Raw genomic sequence first — 18,794 nt, 5'->3', positions numbered from 1 at the left:
CCGGTGCCACGCGCCGCCGCACCGGCGGTCAGCGGACGATGCTGACCGCGAATGGCGCGAACCCCTGTCGGCGAATCACGTGAGGCACCACCAGGATCATCGCCTCGGTGGCTCGTGCCGTCTCGATGCCGCCCAGGTCCAGGATCCACTCCGGGCGCCAGCCCAGCTCGCCCAGAAGCGCGGCGACCTGCCCCTTCGCGCCATCGTCATCGCCGCTCATGAACGCCGTGGGGGGCGTCGAGAGCGCGCCCGGGGCGGTCATCACGCTGAACAGCATGGTGTTCAGTGACTTGACCACCCGTGTCTCCGGGAGCGCTTCCTGAAGCTTCTCCCCGAGGCTCGTGCCCGGATGCGCAAGTCCCCCCGGAAGCCCATTGGGCAGTCGCACCGTCGCGTTGGATACGTCCAGGAGCACCTTGCCCTGAAGCTGCTCGCGCAGCCCCGTCAGGGTCCCGAGCGCCGTGTCGCCGGGCGTGGCGTGGATGATGAGCGGCGACGCGCTGGCCGCCACTTCGAGCGGGGCGTGGCGCACCGCCGGTCCCTCCCACGCGGCGGCTGTCTTCGCGGGGTCGAGCGTGCCAACGGTGAGCTCGTGCTTCTTGCCAGCCAGCGCACGCGCCAGCGCGCCGCCGACGCGACCTGCTCCAAGAATGCTGATCATCATGATGGGGCTCCTTGTTCCTTTCGAGTCGAGATGGGCCAACACTCAGGCGAGCGCGCGCAGGACCTCGACGGCTTCGCGATGAATCCCCGGCGCACACGCGAGGAAGTCCTCGCTCGCGAGCGTCCAAGGCTTGCCGCGCGTGTCCGTCACGACGCCGCCGGCTTCGGCGACGAGCAGGGCTCCCGCCACGAGGCCCGAGCGCACGTCGCTGTGCTGCCAGAAGCCGTCGATGTGCCCCGCCGCCACCAGCCCTAGCTGGAAGGTGGCCGGCACGGTCATCCGCACCACGAGCGCCGCGTTCAGCATGGCCGTCACCGACTGGCCGATACGGCGGTGGGTCTCGCCCGTCTCCCCGGGCTTCGCCTGTCCGGTCGTGACAATGGCGGCCTTGAGTTCGGTCTTGGCGGACGGCCGCATCGGCACGCCGTTCACGTAGGCGACTCCGGCACCTCGCACCGCGGTGTAGAGGTGGCCCGCGACCGGCTCGTGGACCGCGGTGAGGACCGGGACGTTGTCGCGCACGAGCGTCGCGCTGATGCCCCACTCGGTCAGGCCATGGACGTGGTTGACGTTGCCCTCCACGGGGTCCACGACCCAGAACTCCCCACTGGGGAGCGCGCCCCCTTCCAGCTCGTCCTCCACCCAGCCCGCGTCCGGGCGAGCCGCCTCCAGGAGCTCGCGGCCCACCGCGAGTGACGCCCTGTCGTTCTCGAGGATGGCCTTCACCACGCCATCCCGGTCGGTGGGCGTCCGAGTGAGCGGCTCGAACCGTTCGAGCATCCGCGCGCCCGCCGCGCGCACGGCGGAGACAGCCGCCGCGAGCAGCGCGCCGTCACTCCGGCTCACTCGAGCTTCCGCGGCGAGGCGGCTGGCAGGGTCGGACCTGGTTCCAAGGGTGGTCATCGTCATGCTCCGTTCGGAGAGCCCCGGAGGGCGTTGCGAGTGGATGCATTGACGATGCGTTCGCGCGGAATTAACCACCAGTTACATGTGCTCACTCGACGAGTTACCTCCATGCAACTGGACCTGAACCTGCTCCTGGCCTTGGACGCGCTGCTCGAAGAGGGCAGCGTCGGCGGCGCGGCCCGGCGGATGCACGTCACGTCGCCTGCCATGAGCCGCACGCTGGGCCGCATCCGAGACCTCACGGGCGACGCGATCTTCGTGCGGACGGGGCGCGACATGACGCCGACGCCTTACGCGCTGGCGGTACGCGACGAGGTGCATGCCATCGTGCTGCGCACCCAGGCGGTGCTCGCCCAGCGCGACGCGCTGGACCTGTCGCGGCTCGAGCGTGTGTTCACCCTCCAGTGTCACGACGCCATCGCCACGGCCATCGGCGCGCGGCTTCTCGCGCGCATGCGCCAGGCGGCGCCGCGAGTCACCTTGCGGCTGCTGGCGGAGGCACCCACCGACACGAGCGACCTGCGGCAGGGGAACGTGGACCTCGAGCTCGGCGCGACCACGCCGTCACACCGGGACATCGCCCATCAGGTCCTGGGCCAGGATCGACTCGTCGTGGCCCTGCACGCGCGACATGCCCTGGCGGGGCGGAAGCTCACCGCGCGCGCCTATGCCGACGCGGAGCACGTCATCGTGTCCCGGCGCGGGCGCCTCCGCGACCCCGTGGACGACGTCCTCGCCGCACAGGGGCTCTCGCGGCGGGTCGCCGCCTCTGCTCCTACGAGCGCCGCGGCGCTTCGCTTCGCCAGCGAGACCGACCTGCTCGTGGCGGTGCCTGAGCGGATGTGCTCCGCCACGCTCAAGGCGCTTCGTCTCAAGTCCCTGCCGATGCCCGTGAGCGTCCCCGCGCTGCCCATCGTGGCCGCATGGCACCGGCGACATGAGCCCGACCGTGCGCACGGCTGGCTTCGCCAGCAGGTGCAAGCCGTGCTGGCGGAGTTCACGACCGCCGGGCCCCTCTGACCCGCCGGTCCTGACGAAGCCGCTCCCCGGGCAGGGCGCAGCACTGCCCGGAGGGCGACCGCTTCCGAGATCTCCTCGCGCCTACTTGCCGCGCTGGGGCTTCTTCACGATGACGGCCTTCGCGGGGACGGCCTTCACGGGGGCGGCCTTGGCCGGGGTGGCCTTCGCAGGGGCGGCCTTCGCGATGGCGGGGTTGCGCCGGGCAGCCAGCTCCGGAATCAACAACAGCTCGATGCGACGGTTGCGAGCGCGACCCTGCGGCGAGGCATTGGCCGTCAGGGGCCGCGTGTCGCCGTAGCCCGCCGCGAGCATGCGCTTCGCCGGCACGCCTCCCTTGTCCTGGAGGAAGCGCACCACGTTGACCGCGCGCGCGACGGACAGCTCCCAGTTGGTGGGGAAGGTGGCCTGGAGCTTCTGCGAGGGCGGTGAGTCGTCGGTGTGTCCCGACACCTGGATGAGCTTGTCATCCACCTTGGACAGCACGCCGCCCAGCCGGGTGAGGACCTCCTGGCCGCGCGCGCTGATGCTGGCGTCGCCTGAATCGAAGAGGACCTTGTCGACGAGGTCCACCTGGATGCGGCCCCCGTTCTGCGTCAGGCGGATGGCACCCTCGGCGATCTCCTTCTTCATCTTGTCCTGCAGGTCCTCGTAGGTGGCCTTGAGCCGGGTCAGCTCCGCTTCCTGCTCCTGCACCGTCTGGTTGAGCTGATCCTTCTCGGTGTTGAGCTGCTCCTTCTCGGCGGTCAGCTTCGTGCGCTCCAGCTCCAGCGCGGACAGCTTCGACTCGAGCGACCGCTTCGCGGCCTCGGCCTCGTTGGCCCGGGTGGTCGCCGCCGCGGCGGCGGCGTCCGCGATGTTCGAGCTGCGATGCGACAGATACAGCACCATGCCCGCCAGCACCGTGACCAGCGCCGTCACCAACCAGGGCACCCAGGCTCTTCCGCGTTCCGTCTCCATGTCGCGACCTCCGGGGTGGAATGGACCGAGGCCACGCTACGGACATCCCCCGGGTGCGCCTCAAGGCGACCCGGGTGCGTGCAGGTGTCTGGGGGTGCAATGTTCCAGCGAGGGCAGCCGGTGTTCGCGCACGCCACGGTCGCGTGCGACGCCCGAGGTTCGCCGGGAGTGCGCGAGAAGAGGAGGCAGGCGTCCAACACCGCCGGGACTTGGCGCTGGACGGGACGCGCCGCCCTCGGCAGCCTTGGGGCTCGGCTCCCTTCCTCCACTGGAGCCCGAGGAGTCCCACGTATGAAGCTCAAGGCGTTCTGCATCGCCGTGTCGCTGCTGGCCGTTCCGGGTGTGGCCGCCGCGCAAAGCCCCTTCGATTCCATCAAGAAGGCCGCGGGCGACGCCAGCAAGTCCACCGTCGAGAAGCGCGTCAACACGAAGCTGACGGATGAGGGCCGCAAGAACCAGTGCAGCTTCAAGACGGGCACCGCGGAGCTGGCCCCCGGCTGCGACGCGAAGCTCAAGAAGCTCACCAACGTCCTCATCGACGCCAAGAAGCAGCTCGTCGCCGCCGGGGTGAGTGGCTACAAGTTCGAGGTCTCCGGTCACACCGACTCGACGGGCGACGCCGCGAAGAACAAGTCGCTCAGCGAGCAGCGCGCGGAGGCCATCGTCAAGGAGCTGGTCGCTCGGGGCATCCCCCGTGGAGAGATCACCGCCGTGGGCTTCGGCTCCGAGCGCCCCCTGGTGAAGCCGGACAACACCGAGGCGAAGAAGGCGAAGAACCGCCGCTACGAGCTCCAGGTCCGGCTGTAGGCCCACTCAGGATGGGCGGCGTGGGTCGCGCCGCCCATCCGTGGCTGAAGCGTGTCGGCCCTTATTCGACCGTCACGTCCACTTCCGAGATCAGCCCGGAAGGATCGAAGGTGACAGACCAGCGCCGGGTCTGATCCTTGCCATACACGGCACGGTAGGTCCGCGCCCGGTGGTCCGCGGAGTCACTCAGCAGGACGAGGCGGCTCAGCGCGGGCATTCCACTGACCTCCAGCGGCATCCACTGATTCAGGCCGGCGAGGTCCTCCTTCGCGGGGGAGGAGAAGTCGCTGGCGGCGGCGCTCCCCTGGGCCAGGGACACCAACACCCTCTTCACCCTCTCGGTCCGCGCCGGCTCGGAGTCGGTGACGCCAGGGTCGTTCAAGAAGGAGGGGGGCGGCAGGTAGAGGCGGGCCACGCCATGCGCCAGCGTCGTGGACAGGTTCCGCTGGTTCGTCAGCACGACCACGGCCAGCTTGTCGTCTGGGTAGTAGACCGTGTCCGACAGCGCCGGACCCCCACTGTGCGCGACCTCGGTTCGGCCCTGAAAGCGTCCCACGGCCCAGGCGATGCCGAATTTCCCGTGAGTGCCGTCGTTGAGCGTGGCGGGCGTGAACATGGCGGTGCGCAGCTCCGCGTTCAGCAGCTTGCCGGTCATCAGCGCGCTCATGAACCTGGACATGTCCGTGATGCTGGAGAACAGGCCTCCCGCCGCGATCGTGAAAGAGGGATACACGAACCAGTATTGCTGCTGGTGGTCGTCCTTCCACTGGTAGGTCGCGACCCGGCCGGGCATGACGTCACTGGTCAAGACGATGTGCTCCACGTCATTGGCGGCGGAGTCGAAGCCGGTGTTGGACATGCCGAGGGGCGCGGTGATGCGCTCGCGGAGGAGCTGCCGGTACGGAACGCCGCTGGCCTTCTCCAGGATGTGGATCAGGAGGGTGAAGTCCTCGGAGCCGTAGGCGGCCTTTTCACCCGGCGCGGAGACGAGCGGGCGTTGCTTCTCCGCTTCGACCGCCGCGGCGACATCCGAGATGTCCGCGTTCGGGGGCCCCGGCTTCATGCCAGACGTGTGACTGGCCAGCTGGCGGACGGTGATCCGGCTCCAGGCCGGTGGGATGTCCGTGATGTATTGGGAGATCGGATCGTCGAGGCGGATCCTTCCCTGGCCCACGAGGTCCATCAGGAGCACCGCGGTGAACATCTTGGTGCCTGAGGCAAGCTGGAACGACGAACGGGGCGTCGCGGGGGCGTTCCATTCCAGGTTCGCCGTCCCGTAGGCCTGCTGCTTGATCACCTTGCCGTCGCGAACGACCGCGACCGCCGCGGCGGGGATGTGATTGCGCGCCATCTCCGCCCGCACGTACGCGTCCACCGGGTCCGGTGCGGCAAGCGCCAGGGACCCACATACCAGCGCCAGGAGGAAGAGGCATCGTCGGAAGGGCATGGTCATCTCTTGCTGTTTGGGGGGCTCAGGAGGGATTCCGCGAACGCGAAGAGCTTTTCGTCATCAGGACGCAGGCTGCTCAGGATCACGACCGTGCGACCGTCCCCGAGGCCTCGCCAGGAGAGGGTGCGATAGGCGCCGCACGTCCCATCATTCGATGCGAGGTCCTGTGCATCCTTTCCCTCCGTGCCGATGCGCCGGACCCGTCCACCCAGGGCGTAGGACGACTCGGGCCGCTCGATGGTGAACAGGGCCTTCTTGGACGCGGGGGACAGCAGCTGCCCTGCGAGAACCCCATGGTTCAGGCGCAGCATGTCGTCGGCGGTGCTGTAGAAGCCTCCGCCCGCGACGAGGTAGTTCGGCAGCGTGTAGACGCGCCGCTCCACCTTCGACTCCAGTGACCGGTAGCCCAGGGCCAGGTTTGGAATCGTTCCGGCTTCACCCGCGGCGATGCCGCTGTCAGCCATGCGCAGTGGCTTGAAGACGAGCCGCTGGGCGAGCCGCGCATAGGACTGTCCGGAGACGCGCTCCAGGACCGCCTGCACGAGAATCCAGTTCGAGAGGTTGTAATCAAAGCGCTCTCCAGGGGCGGACACGAGGTCTCCGCTCGCGTAGAGCGCCACGGCTTCAGCCTGGGGACGCGTTTCCTTCTCGATGCCCGGATCCTTCTTGTACGCGTCCATGAGGCCATTGGGCAGGCCGCTGCCGTGGCTCATCAGATGGCGCAGGGTGAGCTGCTTCCCCGTGTCCGCGCGGTACTCCGGAAGGTAGGTGAGGAGCGGCGTGTCGAGCGCCAGCTTTCCTTCATCCACCAGCCGCAGCGCGATGATGGAGGTGAGCCACTTGCTCACCGAGCCCATGAAGAATCGGCTGTTCCGGGTGATGGGTTGCTTCGCGGCGGCGTCTCCGACGCCAAACGCCTCCACGTACTCCGCGCGCGAGCCCTGCCCCACCAGGACGACGCCGTTGAAGTGGGTGTCCGCGACGAACCGCCGGACCCGTTTCCCGATCCCCTCGTCAGCCCGCGCTGGAAGCGCGACGCCGAGGCTGACCCACAGCCCCAGGCAGGCGAGTTTGAAGTGGCTCACGGACATGAGGCTCCTCTGCGCGGTGGGTCCAGTCCCAGGGCGCTCAGCGCCCAAGGTACGCGGGAGGCGCTCCCGGATTGCATGGACGCCAATGCCTCACGAAGCGTAGGGGGGCGCCATCCCCACCCTCAGGGTTGCGCGGCGCAGGGAGATCAGGCGCGACCGGCCGTGTTGCCTCACCAGGGCGGCGCCGTTGACGTGTGGGTCCGTGGCGAACAGCTGACCCCGGGTTCTGAGCCCCACCGCGTCCACCCGGGGTGGAAACGCGACGCGGCGCACGAGCCGCGGCGCGAGGCAAGCCAACCCCCCGTGATTTCTGGCCATTCGGCTCATCGACGCGGCGGCGCACGGCCGTCGTGAGCCAGCGCTGATGACTTTCAGACACTTCCCATGTGGCATTGCGTCAGAGTCGTTGAGTACACTCAGCCTTGAAATTTCCGGGAAAAGAGGACTCTGTGGGGAAGGCTGACAACACGCTGCGTGGAGTGAACGGGGGCCCCCGCAGTCCGATTGCCATCGTCGGAATGTCAGGGCGCTTTCCGGGGGCGCGAGACCTGGAGTCCTTCTGGAACAACCTGTGTCAGGGCGTGGATTCGGTGACTGGGATTCCCCAGGACCGCTGGACGCTGGATGCGCTGACTGACAGCCCTTCCGTGCTTCGGGGTGGGTTTGTCGACGGGGTCGAGGCTTTCGACCCGGCCTTCTTCGGACTGTCCGCTCGGGACGCGGCGCGGATGGATCCCCAGCAGCGCCTGGTGTTGGAGCACTGCTGGCTGGCCCTGGAATCAGCCGCCTTGCCCGCCTTGGGGGAGGGGCGCAGGGCGGGTGTGTTCATGGGACTCCGGCCGTCGGACTACGGGGACGGCATCCAGGACGAGGGCTCCCAACGCCTGACGGGAAGCGATGCCTCTCTGCTCCTGTCCCGGGTGTCCCGGCTGCTGGGCATCCAGGGGCCGGGCCTGGTGGTGGACGCGGCGTGTGCGTCGTCACTGGTGGCCATCCATCTGGCCTGCCAGCAGTTGTGGGCAGGCTCCCTGGAGTGGGCGCTGGCGGGCGGGGCCTTCGTCATGGCCACCGCGCGAATGCACCGCGCGGCGGAGGGGATCATCCCCGCCGAGGGCGTGGGCGTGGTGGTCCTCAAGCCCCTGGAGCGGGCCCTCGCGGACGGGGACCGCATCCTCGGCGTCATCCGAGGCAGTGACAGCGTCCAGAGCGGGCGGCTTCCGGGCGCGCCTGCTTCCGACGACGCGCGCCGCCGCGCAGACCTCATCCGCGCGGTCCACCTGCAAGCCGGCATCGAACCCGAGACGTTCTCCTACGTGGAGGCGCACGGCAGCGGCGCCCGCCGCGAGGATGAAGTGGAGCTCACGGCCCTCGCGCGGGTCTTCCAGGAGCGCACGCCGCGCACGGGCTTCTGCGCCATCGGTTCGGCCGAGGGCAACGTGGGCCATGCCGGCCCGGCCGCGGGCATGGCGGGGCTCCTCAAGATCCTCCTCGCCTTCGAGCACCAGCAGCTCCCGCCGTCACTCCACTCACTCGCGGAGGGGCATCCCGACCGGTTCGCGCGGACGCCCTTCCGGGTCGACACGAAGCCCTGCCCCTGGGTGGGGCTGGAAGGGACGCCGCGACGGGCCGCCATCAGCGCCTTCAGTCCGAGCGGCACGGACTGCTACGTCGTGTTGGAGGAGGCACCGCCTGCCCTGCCTCGCGCGGCCGCGCCAGAGCGCCCCTCGTACCTGTTCGTCCTGTCCGCGCGGAGCGATGCGGCGCTGGCGCGGATCGCCTCGGAGCTCCTCGCGTCCCTGGGACGCTCGTTGGCGGACGGCGAAGCGCCTCATCCGGGAGATGTCGCCTTCACCCTGGCGCGCGGTCGCGGAGCGCTGGAGCGGCGCGCGGCCTTCGTGGCCTCGGACCTCCAGGAGTTGATCGCCCTCCTGACGCAGTACCGGGACACTCCCGCCGCACGGCAGGAGGCGAGCCCCGTCGGTCCGGGCAGGCTCTCGGCTTCCTCCAGGGGCCTGCTGAGCGAAATGAACGGACGGCTGCTCCGCGACCTCGACCTGGGCACGCCGGGCTCCGTCTGGCGAGACACGCTCAAGGCCTCGGCCGAACTGTATGTGCTTGGCGTGGACCTGGCGCGGTCCGCCCTGTTCCCGGAAGGGGTCTACCGGTGCGTCCCGTTGCCTCCCTATCCGTTCGACCGCGAGCGCTGCTGGATCCAGGCCCCTGTCGTCCGGGGATCGCTGCCGGCCGTGTCTGCCCCGGAACCGGTGTCCATCGCACCGGAGCTCCCCGAGGAGCTGCCCCAGGTGACGTTGCTCCCCGAGAACGCGCTCCTGCTCGAGAAGGGGTGGCGTGCCGTGGAAGGGCAGGGGGCTCCGGAGGCGCTGTCGTTGGAGGGCACCCTGGTCGTGCTGGTCAACGAGGAGACCCTTGCGCTGACACGAGAGGTGTTCGCGTCCCTTCGAAACACCCGGATGTTCCTCATCGCGAACTGCGGGAGTCCGGCTCCCGGTGTGGATGCGCTGCTCGACTTCGACCGCCACGAGGCCGGTGTCCGACTGGGGGAGGAGATCAACGCCCGCCGCGGGCCGCTCGCGGGAATCATCGATCTCTCCGACCTTCGGACCGCGCCTCGGGAGGATGCCGGGGACACGCCTGGGAAGATGGAGACGTTCGGCCGGATCGGCTTGTTGCAGACGCTCTTGAAGCGCAGCCGGACGGAGTCCTTCGCGCTGCTGCACTTCACCCGGGGCCTGCGCACTTTCATGGGCAGCGGCCCGTTGGATCTCGGCGGGGGGGTGATGGCGGCGCTGGTGGGCAAGCTCGGGGCGGAGTTCCCGAACCTGCATGCCCGCACCGTGGACCTGGAGCGCGTTCCGGCTGACGTCAGCGCATGGGAGTCGTTGCTCCGTCAGGAGCACGGTGAGCGGGACTCCGGTGGCGAGGTCCTGCACCGCAAGGGCCGCCGCTACGTCCCCCAGCTGCACACCCTGCTCGGCACGCCCGGTCCCGCGCCGCGCATGGCCGCCGACAAGGTGTATGTCATCACGGGCGGGGTGCGTGGCATTGGCCTGGAGGTCGCCCAGCACCTGGTGGCTCATGGCGCGCGTCGGCTGGTCCTCATGGGCTTGCAGCCCTTGCCTCCTCAGGAGCAATGGGACGCGCTCCTGGCGGATCCGGGCTGCGCTCCGGCGCTGCGGGAGCGCCTCACCCCCTTGTGGGCCCTGAAGGCCCGGGGCGTCCGTCTTCGGGTCCACTGCGGTGCGCTGACGGACTCCGCCGCGCTGGTGTCGCTCTTCAACGAGGTCCGCGCGTCCCTGGGCCCCATCGCGGGCTGCATCCACTCCGCCGGAGCGGTCTTCTTCACGCCGCCCGCGTTCACCAGCAAGCCCCTGGGGCAGTGGCTCAAGGTGCTCGAGCCCAAGGTCGAGGGGCTGCTCACGCTGGAGCATGCGCTCGCCGCGGATGCGCTCGAGTTCTTCGCCGTGTTCTCCTCGGTCTCGTCCCTGGTGCCGTCGTTGGCGGTCGGCATCCTGGATTACTCGGCCGCCAACGCGTTCATGAACCTGTGGGTCGAACACCGGCGCGCCAAGGGCCATGTCTCCCATCAGTCCATCGTCTGGCCCAACTGGAAGGACGTGGGCATGGGAGAGGTGAAGAGCCCGGCCTATCAATCCCTGGGCCTGATGGCGCACTCCACCTCGGACGGCCTGTCGCTGCTGGATGCGACGATGGCCTCCTCGCGAGCCGTGCTCCTGCCCGCGGTGGTCGAGCCGAGCCTCTTCGCGCCCGACGCCCTGCTGCGAACGCCGCACCGTCCGCAACCCGCCCGCGACGTGGCGCGCACGAGTCCGCCGGTCGAAGCGCTTTCCCCGGTTGAACCCTCTTCGCTCGTCGCACCTCCCGCGCCGGTGGCGCCTGCTCCCTGCTTCTCCACGGACGCGGAGCTCCGAGCCTTCACCGTGCGGTGGCTGCGTCAGTTGTTCGCGCGGGAGCTCCAGCTTCCGCAGGAGCGGATCAACCCCGAAGCGGACTTCGAGCAGCTGGGGCTCGACTCGATCCTCGTCATTGAAGTGGTGACGCATCTGGATGAGTGGCTGGGGGTGAAGCTGGATCCGTCGCTCCCCTTGTTGTACCGGACGCTGACGACGCTCGCGGGTCAGCTCGTGGACGCGTACCCCGAGGCCGTGCTGGCGGCCCATGAGAAGGCCATGCCTCCCGTGGCTCGCCCCCTGGAGGTCCGGACCCTCGCCCGGACTCCAGAGCCGCCGGCGCCTCCGCCCCCCTCGCCCATCTCCCCGGTGACTGAGACCCCGACCGCTCCCGGGGCCCTGGAGCCCATCGCCGTGATTGGCATGGCCTGTCACTTCCCAGGGTCGCCCGACCTGGATGCGTATTGGCGCGTGCTGCGCGAAGGGCGTGACCTCATCACCGAGGTGCCTGCCTCACGCTGGAGGATCGCGGACTTCCACGCTCCCACGCATCAGCCCGGGCGGAGCATCAGCCGGTGGGGCGGTTTCATCGAGGGCATCGAACTCTTTGATCCGGACTACTTCCACATCTCCCGGGAGGATGCCCCCTGCATCGATCCCCTGATGCGCCAGTTCCTGGAGGCCAGCGTCCAATGCCTCCGCCACGCGGGCTATGCGCCGCGTGAGGTGTCGGGCCGGCGCGTGGGTGTGTTCGTCGGCTCGCGGATGAGTGGCTATGCCGAGCGCATGCCGGCCCCCACTCGCAATGGTGTCATCGGCTCGGGACAGAATTTCATCGCCGCGCACGTGTCCCACTTCCTCGACTTGAAGGGACCGGGCCTGGTGGTGGACACCGCGTGCTCTTCGTCGCTCGTCGCCATCCACCTGGCGTGCCAGAGCCTGCGCTCCGGAGAGTCGGAGCTGGCGATGGCCGGCGGGGTGGACATCCTGCTCGACGAGGCTGTCTACCTGACGCTCAGCGAGAGCCGCGCGCTGTCGCGGGATGGCCGGTGCAAGACCTTCGACGAGCGCGCGGATGGCTTCGTGCCCGGGGAGGGCGCGGGAGCGGTCCTGCTCAAGCCGCTGAGCAGGGCCCTGGCGGACGGAGACCGCATCTACGGCGTCATCGACGCGACCGCCGTCAACAACGACGGGCACACCATGGGCGTGACGACCCCCAACCCCGCGGGACAGCGCGCCGTCATCGAGGAGGCGCTGCGCTTGGGCGGCGTCGACCCCCGGACGCTCGGCTACGTGGAGGCGCACGGCACCGGGACCATGCTCGGCGACCCCATCGAGCTGAAGGCGCTCACCGAGGTGCTCACCCCGGCGGGCGTCGCTCCGGGCTCGTGCGCGGTGGGGACCGTGAAGAGCAACTTCGGACACCTGCTGAGCGCGGCGGGGGTCGCGGGCTTCATCAAGGTGGTGCTCTCCTTGATGCACCGCGAGCTGCCGCCCACGCTGCACTGCGCGACGCCCAACCCGCGCTTCCACTTCGAGTCCTCGCCGCTCTTTCCCAACACCACGCTGCGGCCCTGGGAGCCGCGCTTCGGGGTGCGCCGCGCGGGGCTCAGCGCGTTTGGCTTTGGCGGGACCAACGCGCATGCGCTCGTGAGCGAGGCGCCCGCGGGGCAGCAGCCCCTGCGCGCGCCCCTGTCTCCCGTGGACTTCACGCGCCAGCGCTACTGGCTGGAGGCTCCGTCCGGCCGCGCGCCCTCAACCCTTGCTTCGCACGCGGAACCTCCCTCGCGGCGGAAGCTCGTCGCGCTGGAGTTCGGCGCGACGGGCTGACGCCATGGGAGGCGGATGGGGAACCTCAGCTCCAGACCAGGGGGAACGTGGACAGACCCCGGAAGCTGAGGTTCATGTTCCAGTCCTCGGCGTCGTGCTTGGGGCGGATGTTCGGGATGCGCCGCATGAGCGTTTCGAAGCCGACGGGGATCTCCGCGCGCGCGAGGAAGGCGCCCGGGCAGACGTGGATGCCCGTGCCGAAACCCAGGTGCGGATTCTTCTCACGCGTGAGGTCCAGCGAGTCCGGCTGGTCGAAGTAGGCGGGGTCGCGGTTGGCCGCGGCCACCATGGGCATGATGCCCTGGCCCTTCTTGATCTGCTTGCCACCCAGCTCGAAGTCACACGCCGCGATGCGGGTGGGCGCCTGGGCAGGGGAGGTGAAGCGGTAGAGCTCCTCGCCCGCGGCCCGGTTGATCTGCGGGTTCTGCCTCAGCCGCTCCAGCTGCTCGGGGTGCTTGAAGAGCGCGAGCAGGCCCGTGCTGATGACGTTCTGCGTGGTGGTGTGGCCGCCGGCGAGCAGCAGCACCATCTGGGCCACCACCTCCTCCAGCGTGAGCTTGTTGTCCTCGCGCCACGCCTTGACGAGGTAGGAGATGAAGTCCTCGCGCGGGCGCTCCAGGCGGTCGTTGATGGCGCGCGTGATGTATTCAGTCATCTTCAACAGCGCGTCCTGCCCCTTCAACATCACCTCCAGGCTGTCGATGCGGCCCGTCGCCCGCGCGAGGTCCACGCTCCAGGACTTGAACGTGGGCAGGTCGTCGCGGTTCATGCCCAGGATCTCCACCGAGAAGAGCATCGCGGGCAGCGCGTAGGCATAGTCATTGACGAAGTCCATCTCCCCCTTGTCGTAGACCTGGTCAATCAACCAGTTCGCGGTCTGCTGGGCCCGCTGGTGGATGTCCTTGACGTTGTCGGGGCGGAAGGCCTGGTTGATGAGGCCGCGCAGCCGCTTGTGCTCGGGGTTGTCCTTCATCACGGCCCACATGGAGAAGTGGGTGATGATGGGCCGCAGGTGTTTCATGAACTCATCGTTCACGACGAAGGTCTCGCTGCTCTGGCTGGAGAAGCGCGTCGTGTCCTTCAGGGCTACCTGGACATCTTCATACCGGGTGAGCAGCCAGTGTCGCGTCTCCTCGCTCCAATACACAGGCTCCTGCTCACGCAGCTGCTTGTAGAAAGGGTAGGGATTGACGTTGAACTCCGGGCTCAGGATGTTGACATGCAGCTTCGCGTCTTGGCTCATGGGATGGTTTCCTCTGGAGAGCGGCGGGCACAGAGCGTGGACAAGGCCCTGAATGGGCTCACGGCCGTGAACATGATAACCCAGGAGAAGCGGCAGACCGAGCATCGGACGTACGGAAACGGGAGTGACACATGACGACGTTCGTGTTTCCTGGACAGGGTTCTCAGAAGCGGGGAATGGGTGGGGATCTGGTCGCGAGACACCCGGGGTTGGCGGCCCAGGCGGACGCCCTCTTGGGGTATCGGCTGGCGGAGGTCTGCCAGGACGCGCGTCTGGATGAGACGCGGTATACCCAGCCCGCGCTGTTCGTCCTGAATGCGCTCGCATGGCTGGAGCAGCGGGCGCGCCATGGACGCGATCCCGAGTATGCCATGGGGCACAGCCTGGGGGAGTACAACGCGCTGTTCGCCGCGGGTGCCTTCGACTTCGCGACCGGCGTCCTCCTGGTCCGCAAGCGCGGGGAGTTGATGGCCCAGGCGAGCGGAGGTGGCATGGCCGCGGTGGTGGGCCTGTCCGGGGAGCGCATCGTCGAAGTGCTGGAGCGGCTGGGGGTGCGCACCCTGGACCTGGCCAATGACAACACGCCCACCCAGCAGGTGATGTCCGGACCGCGCGAGGACCTGGAGCGGGTGGCGCCCGAGCTGCGCGCGGTGGGCGCCAACGTCGTCCTGCTCAAGGTGAGCGCCGCGTTCCATTCCCGGTACATGCGGCCCGCGCGCGACGCCTTCGCGGCCTTCCTGCGGGAGTTCTCCTTCGCGCCGCTGCGCTTCCCGGTCATCTCCAACGTGGAGGCCCGGCCCTACGAGGACGCGCGGGTGCCGGAGCTGCTGGCCCGGCAGATCGACTCGCCGGTGCGGTGGACGCAGAGCGTGCGCTCCCTCCTCGCCCAGGGGGAGCAGGAGTTCGTGGAGGTAGGGCACGGCCGGGTGCTCACGGGGCTCATCGGGCAGATTCGTCAGGCGACCCCCGCGGGCATGACCGCGAGCGTGCCCGTCGTGGCGCCTCCTCCCAGGTTGGAGGCGCCCTCACCGGTCCGCGCGCCCACGCCCGCGCGCGAGCCGGGGGCGCGCGCCGGGACGCTGGGCAGCAAGGCCTTCCGTGAGGCCTATGGCGTGCGCCTCTCCTACGTGGCGGGCTCCATGTACAAGGGCATCTCCTCCCGGGAACTGGTGGTGCGCATGGGACGCGCGGGGTTGCTGGGGTTCTTCGGGACCGGCGGGGTCCCGCTCGAGCGCATCGAGGAGGAGCTCCTGGCCATCCAGGCCGCGCTGCGTCCGGGCGAGGCCTACGGCATGAACCTGTTGCACAGCCCTGAACGCCCCGAACGCGAGGCGCGGCTGGTCGACCTCTTCCTTCGCCGGGGTGTCCGCAACGTCGAGGCGTCGGCGTTCCTGCAATTGACCCCGGCCCTCGTGCGCTTCCGCATGACGGGCGTGCGGCGGCGCGAGGACGGTCAGATCGAGGCGCCGAACCGGCTCATCGCCAAGGTGTCCCGGCCGGAGGTCGCGGAGGCCTTCATGTCGCCGCCTCCCCAGTCCCTGCTCGATGGGCTCGTCCGCGCCGGACAGCTCACCCCGGAGGAGGCCCGGCTCGCGCTCGAGCTGCCCATGGCCGGGGACGTCTGCGTGGAGTCCGACTCCGGAGGTCACACGGACCAGGGCGTCGCCAGTGCCCTGTTCCCGGCGATGAGCTTGCTGCGCGACCGGATGATGGCCCTGCACCGCTACCCGGCCCGCATCCGCCTGGGGGCGGCGGGGGGCATCGGAACCCCCCACGCGGCGGCGGCGGCGTTCCTGATGGGCGCGGACTTCATCGTGACGGGGTCCATCAACCAGTGCACCGTGGAGGCCGGGACCAGCGAGCCCGTGAAGGATCTGCTGGAGACGCTGGACGTGCAGGACGTGACGTGCGCTCCCGCGGGCGACATGTTCGAGCTGGGGGCGAAGATCCAGGTGGTGCGCAAGGGGCTCTTCTTTCCGGCGCGCGCCAACCGCCTCTACGCGCTCTACCAACAACATCCCTCCCTGGAGGCCCTGGACGCGGAGACCCGGAAGCAGCTCCAGGAGAAGGTCTTCCGTCGCGGCTTCGAGGAGGTCTGGGAGGAGACGCGGCAGCACTACCTGCGCGCCGACCCCGCGGAGCTGGAGCGCGCCGAGCGCAACCCCCGGAAGAAGATGGCCCTCGTGTTCCGCTGGTACTTCGTCCACACCTCGCGCCTGGCCTTGCGCGGGAGCCGCGAGCAGCGCACCGACTACCAGGTCCACTGCGGGCCCGCGATGGGCGCGTTCAACCAGTGGGTCCGTGGGACACCCCTTGCCTCGTGGCGCGACCGGCACGTGGATGCCATTGGCGACAAGCTCATGGAGGCGACGGCGGGCTGGCTGGAGGAGCGCTTCCAGGTGATGCGCGGGGGGACCTGAGCCGCGTCCCCCCGCCGTGGGCCCTCAGTGCAGGAGGGCGTTGAAATAGGTGTCCAGGCTCCCTGACGCATCCAGGGGGAAGCGCGCGGCGATGTAGGCGTCGGGGCGGATCAACACGCAGCCCGCGCCTTTCGCGCCCAGGGCCCGGTGGGCCTTCCCATCCACGTCCCGCCAGGTCGTGCCCAGCCCTCCACCGTCGAAGCCGGGCGCGATCTGCCCGTGAAACACGAAGTGGGACGTGAGCCACTCGCCGTGTTTCGCGCGGGCGTGCTCGGCCATGGCCCGCATCCGCGCCGGGTCGGGTGTCTCACCGCCCAGGATGAGGAGCGTGTGGTGGGTCGCTCGGAGGACCTCGTAGAGCGGGGTGGACCTCTCCGCGTGCAAGACACAGTGCGGCGCGCGATCTCCGGGCTGGGCCCGGCCTGGGGCGAACGCGGCACGGGCGGCGCGGGTGCCGGAGGCGTCGAGCGCTGGTTGCACCACCGGGCTGTGGCGGTAATGCAGGTCGAGCTGCGAGGTCCCCAGGACGTTCTTCAGGTTCAACGCGGGGATGTTGAGCAGGTGCAACTGCTTGCGCGCCAGGAAGCGCAGCAGGGGATTGGTGCCAAAGACGAGCGTGGTGAGCCGGTCGTTCTGGGCGAACATCGTCACGGCGGCGGCGTGGCGCTCCGCGTGGTAGCTGTCGAGCAGGGCGGTGCTCGCCTTGCCCCGGACCGCGAGGCGGAGCTTCCACGCCAGGTTGACCGCATCCAGCACCCCCGTGTTGAGTCCCTGCGCGGCGATGGGGGTGTTCACGTGGGCCGCGTCCCCCGCCACGAAGACCCGCCCCACCCGGTAGTGGGAAACGAGGCGCTGGCTGGGATGGTAGTGGGTGAGCCACAGCGGCTCCTCCAGCCGCCAGTGTCCCAGGCCCAGCGGCGTCATGATCTCGCGGAACTCCTCCAGCGTAGGCACCTGCCCCGCAAGCGGTGACCCGGGGGGACGCGCGGCGATGAGCCGGTAGTAGTCGTTGCCCAGGTTCAGCACCACGAAGGGGAACCGGTCCAGGATGAAGCCGTGGCGCTCGTCGCGGGCGAGCGACATGTTGGGGATGCGCACGTCGGTCATGATCCAGTTGTCGTCATGCCGCGCGCCGCTGAACGCCAGGTCGAGCACCGCGCGGACCCGGCTGTGGCCACCATCGCAGCCCACCAGGTACGGCACCGTGACCTCCTCCGGCGCGCTCCCGGTCCGCGCGAGCCGCGCCGTCACTCCCGCGGCGTCCTGGCGGAAGCCCTCCAGCGCGGTGGAGCGCTCCACGGTGATGCCCCGGTCTGCCAGCACCTGGACCAGCGCCCGCTCCGTCTGGCCCTGGTGCAGGTGCAGGTAGAAGGCGAAGGCGCTCTCCAGCCGGTCGTAGCGCAGCACCGTGACGCGCTTACGCCCGACGTGCATGTTCATGACGCGGTTGACCACCCCGTCCTTCATGAGCCGGTCCGCGACGCCCAGCGTCTGGAAGATCTCCAGGGTCCGGGGCTGGAGCGTCACGGCCTTGGACTCGCCGGAGAACGAGGGCTCCTTGTCGATGATGCGCACCCGGACGCCCTGCTGGTCGAGCGCGAGCGCGAGGCACAGCCCCACCGGGCCAGCCCCCACGATCAACACCTCCGCGGCGCTCATGGCGTCAGCACCGGGGTCCGCGGCTTCGGCACGCCGGCCAGGAAGGAGACGCGCGCGCCCATGAACCCCGTCAGTTGCCGCAAATCCCAGTCATAGCCCTCGTGCCCGTCGACCTGCTGGATGAGCGCTTGCCACTCCTGGAGGTGGTAGGCGCGCAGGTGCGAGACCACGCCGTCGAAGAGGAAGCACAACGCGCCCACGGGGGCCACGAAGCCCAGCAGCACGCGGCGCAGGCTCAAGGGGCGGATGCCTCCCAGGCTCAACCAGGCGCTGATGAACGGCGTCGCGGCGCTGAAGCGCAGCACGGACAGCAGGTCGCGCTGGACGGGCTCCAGGAACACGATGGGCTGCTGCTTGGCCACCGCGTCCGCCAGGATTCCCCGCACCGCGCCGGGCTGGAAGTGGTGCACGGCGTTGACGATGAGGCGCAGGCCCGACAGGTGTTCGGGAACGTCCAGCACGTCCACCGACGCCTGGACGTGGCTCACCTGGCCCGCGCTCTCACGCTCGATTTCGGCGAACCGCTCCAGCGACGGGTACTTGTCCGACAGCTGGATGCGGACGTCCTCGCGGCCCAGGTGCCGGGACAGGGCCAGCATCAGCCCGCCGTCCCCCGCGCACATCGCCTGGATGGACGTGAGGCCCTTCTGCTCCATCAGCCGGGCGAGGGCGTCGAAGCCATTGTCATACATCCGCAGCCGTACGGACATGTGGTGCAGGAACTCCATGATCGTCTTGCGCAGGGGCGAAGGCAGCCATGGCAGGTCGTTGAATTCGAAGAGGTGGGCGCGTCGCATGGAGAGCCGTCCGAGGATGAG

At 69.4% G+C, this 18,794-nt stretch carries 12 protein-coding genes; 4 read left to right on the top strand and 8 right to left on the bottom strand.

Annotated features, from left to right (window positions below):
* Positions 1 to 28 precede the first annotated feature (28 nt).
* Both GTY96_RS10205 and GTY96_RS10200 read right to left on the bottom strand, forming a co-directional pair.
* Entirely contained in the window at positions 29 to 664 is a 636-nt protein-coding gene (locus GTY96_RS10205; protein ID WP_201755965.1) for an NADPH-dependent F420 reductase, read from the bottom strand.
* Between the two features lie 42 nt (positions 665 to 706).
* Positions 707 to 1,510, bottom strand: coding sequence for an inositol monophosphatase family protein (locus GTY96_RS10200; protein ID WP_328700823.1), 804 nt, complete (start codon positions 1,508 to 1,510; stop codon positions 707 to 709).
* Positions 1,511 to 1,678: 168 nt separating this feature from the next.
* On the opposite strand from GTY96_RS10200, the gene GTY96_RS10195 reads away from it, so the two are divergent.
* Positions 1,679 to 2,590, top strand: coding sequence for a LysR family transcriptional regulator (locus GTY96_RS10195; protein ID WP_161664607.1), 912 nt, complete (start codon positions 1,679 to 1,681; stop codon positions 2,588 to 2,590).
* Between the two features lie 81 nt (positions 2,591 to 2,671).
* Here the strand turns inward: GTY96_RS10195 and GTY96_RS10190 are convergent, their stop codons facing one another.
* Positions 2,672 to 3,547 (bottom strand): OmpA/MotB family protein, encoded by an 876-nt coding sequence (locus tag GTY96_RS10190; protein ID WP_143900850.1) that lies wholly within the window; start codon positions 3,545 to 3,547, stop codon positions 2,672 to 2,674.
* A gap of 291 nt (positions 3,548 to 3,838) precedes the next feature.
* Between GTY96_RS10190 and GTY96_RS10185 the strand changes: the two genes are divergently transcribed.
* Positions 3,839 to 4,354, top strand: coding sequence for an OmpA family protein (locus GTY96_RS10185; RefSeq protein WP_143900849.1), 516 nt, complete (start codon positions 3,839 to 3,841; stop codon positions 4,352 to 4,354).
* Between the two features lie 61 nt (positions 4,355 to 4,415).
* Here GTY96_RS10185 and GTY96_RS10180 read toward each other — a convergent pair whose 3' ends face one another.
* Together GTY96_RS10180 and GTY96_RS10175 are read right to left on the bottom strand one after the other, a co-directional pair.
* The gene (locus tag GTY96_RS10180) at positions 4,416 to 5,801 is read right to left on the bottom strand and encodes a serine hydrolase domain-containing protein (RefSeq protein WP_161664606.1); all 1,386 of its coding nucleotides are present in this window, start codon (positions 5,799 to 5,801) and stop codon (positions 4,416 to 4,418) included.
* 2 nt (positions 5,802 to 5,803) lie between these two features.
* Positions 5,804 to 6,889: a serine hydrolase domain-containing protein gene (locus GTY96_RS10175; RefSeq protein WP_161664605.1), complete on the bottom strand. Its 1,086-nt coding sequence runs from the start codon at positions 6,887 to 6,889 to the stop codon at positions 5,804 to 5,806.
* A 455-nt stretch (positions 6,890 to 7,344) separates the two neighbouring features.
* Here GTY96_RS10175 and GTY96_RS10170 point away from each other — a divergent pair, with 455 nt between their 5' ends.
* Positions 7,345 to 12,654 (top strand): beta-ketoacyl synthase N-terminal-like domain-containing protein, encoded by a 5,310-nt coding sequence (locus GTY96_RS10170; RefSeq protein ID WP_328700822.1) that lies wholly within the window; start codon positions 7,345 to 7,347, stop codon positions 12,652 to 12,654.
* Positions 12,655 to 12,679: 25 nt separating this feature from the next.
* On the opposite strand, the gene GTY96_RS10165 is transcribed toward GTY96_RS10170, so the two are convergent.
* On the bottom strand, positions 12,680 to 13,897 hold the full coding sequence (locus GTY96_RS10165; RefSeq protein ID WP_161664603.1) for a cytochrome P450: 1,218 nt from the start codon (positions 13,895 to 13,897) through the stop codon (positions 12,680 to 12,682).
* Between the two features lie 131 nt (positions 13,898 to 14,028).
* Here GTY96_RS10165 and fabD point away from each other — a divergent pair, with 131 nt between their 5' ends.
* A complete protein-coding gene (gene fabD, locus GTY96_RS37560) occupies positions 14,029 to 16,317 on the top strand; it encodes an ACP S-malonyltransferase (RefSeq protein WP_161664602.1) in 2,289 nt (762 codons plus the stop codon).
* A gap of 24 nt (positions 16,318 to 16,341) precedes the next feature.
* On the opposite strand, the gene GTY96_RS10155 is transcribed toward fabD, so the two are convergent.
* Both GTY96_RS10155 and GTY96_RS10150 read right to left on the bottom strand, forming a co-directional pair.
* Positions 16,342 to 17,976 (bottom strand): FAD-dependent monooxygenase, encoded by a 1,635-nt coding sequence (locus tag GTY96_RS10155; RefSeq protein ID WP_161664601.1) that lies wholly within the window; start codon positions 17,974 to 17,976, stop codon positions 16,342 to 16,344.
* Positions 17,973 to 18,773, bottom strand: coding sequence for a hypothetical protein (locus tag GTY96_RS10150; RefSeq protein WP_143900842.1), 801 nt, complete (start codon positions 18,771 to 18,773; stop codon positions 17,973 to 17,975). The genes GTY96_RS10155 and GTY96_RS10150 overlap by 4 nt, the downstream gene beginning before the upstream one ends.
* Between the last annotated feature and the right edge of the window lie 21 nt (positions 18,774 to 18,794).

This window comes from Corallococcus silvisoli (assembly GCF_009909145.1).
GTDB classification, from domain to species: Bacteria; Myxococcota; Myxococcia; order Myxococcales; family Myxococcaceae; genus Corallococcus; species Corallococcus silvisoli.
This window is presented reverse-complemented; position numbering and strand designations above follow the sequence as displayed.

Excerpts from the sequence above, each read along its gene's own strand:
- GTY96_RS10155 (WP_161664601.1), bottom strand. The coding sequence starts at position 17,976 with ATGAGCGCCGCGGAGGTGTTGATCGTGGGGGCTGGCCCGGTGGGGCTG.
- GTY96_RS10190 (WP_143900850.1), bottom strand. The coding sequence starts at position 3,547 with ATGGAGACGGAACGCGGAAGAGCCTGGGTGCCCTGGTTGGTGACGGCG.
- GTY96_RS10165 (WP_161664603.1), bottom strand. The coding sequence starts at position 13,897 with ATGAGCCAAGACGCGAAGCTGCATGTCAACATCCTGAGCCCGGAGTTC.
- fabD (WP_161664602.1), top strand. The coding sequence starts at position 14,029 with ATGACGACGTTCGTGTTTCCTGGACAGGGTTCTCAGAAGCGGGGAATG.
- GTY96_RS10150 (WP_143900842.1), bottom strand. The coding sequence starts at position 18,773 with ATGCGACGCGCCCACCTCTTCGAATTCAACGACCTGCCATGGCTGCCT.
- GTY96_RS10185 (WP_143900849.1), top strand. The coding sequence starts at position 3,839 with ATGAAGCTCAAGGCGTTCTGCATCGCCGTGTCGCTGCTGGCCGTTCCG.
- GTY96_RS10180 (WP_161664606.1), bottom strand. The coding sequence starts at position 5,801 with ATGCCCTTCCGACGATGCCTCTTCCTCCTGGCGCTGGTATGTGGGTCC.
- GTY96_RS10205 (WP_201755965.1), bottom strand. The coding sequence starts at position 664 with ATGATGATCAGCATTCTTGGAGCAGGTCGCGTCGGCGGCGCGCTGGCG.
- GTY96_RS10195 (WP_161664607.1), top strand. The coding sequence starts at position 1,679 with ATGCAACTGGACCTGAACCTGCTCCTGGCCTTGGACGCGCTGCTCGAA.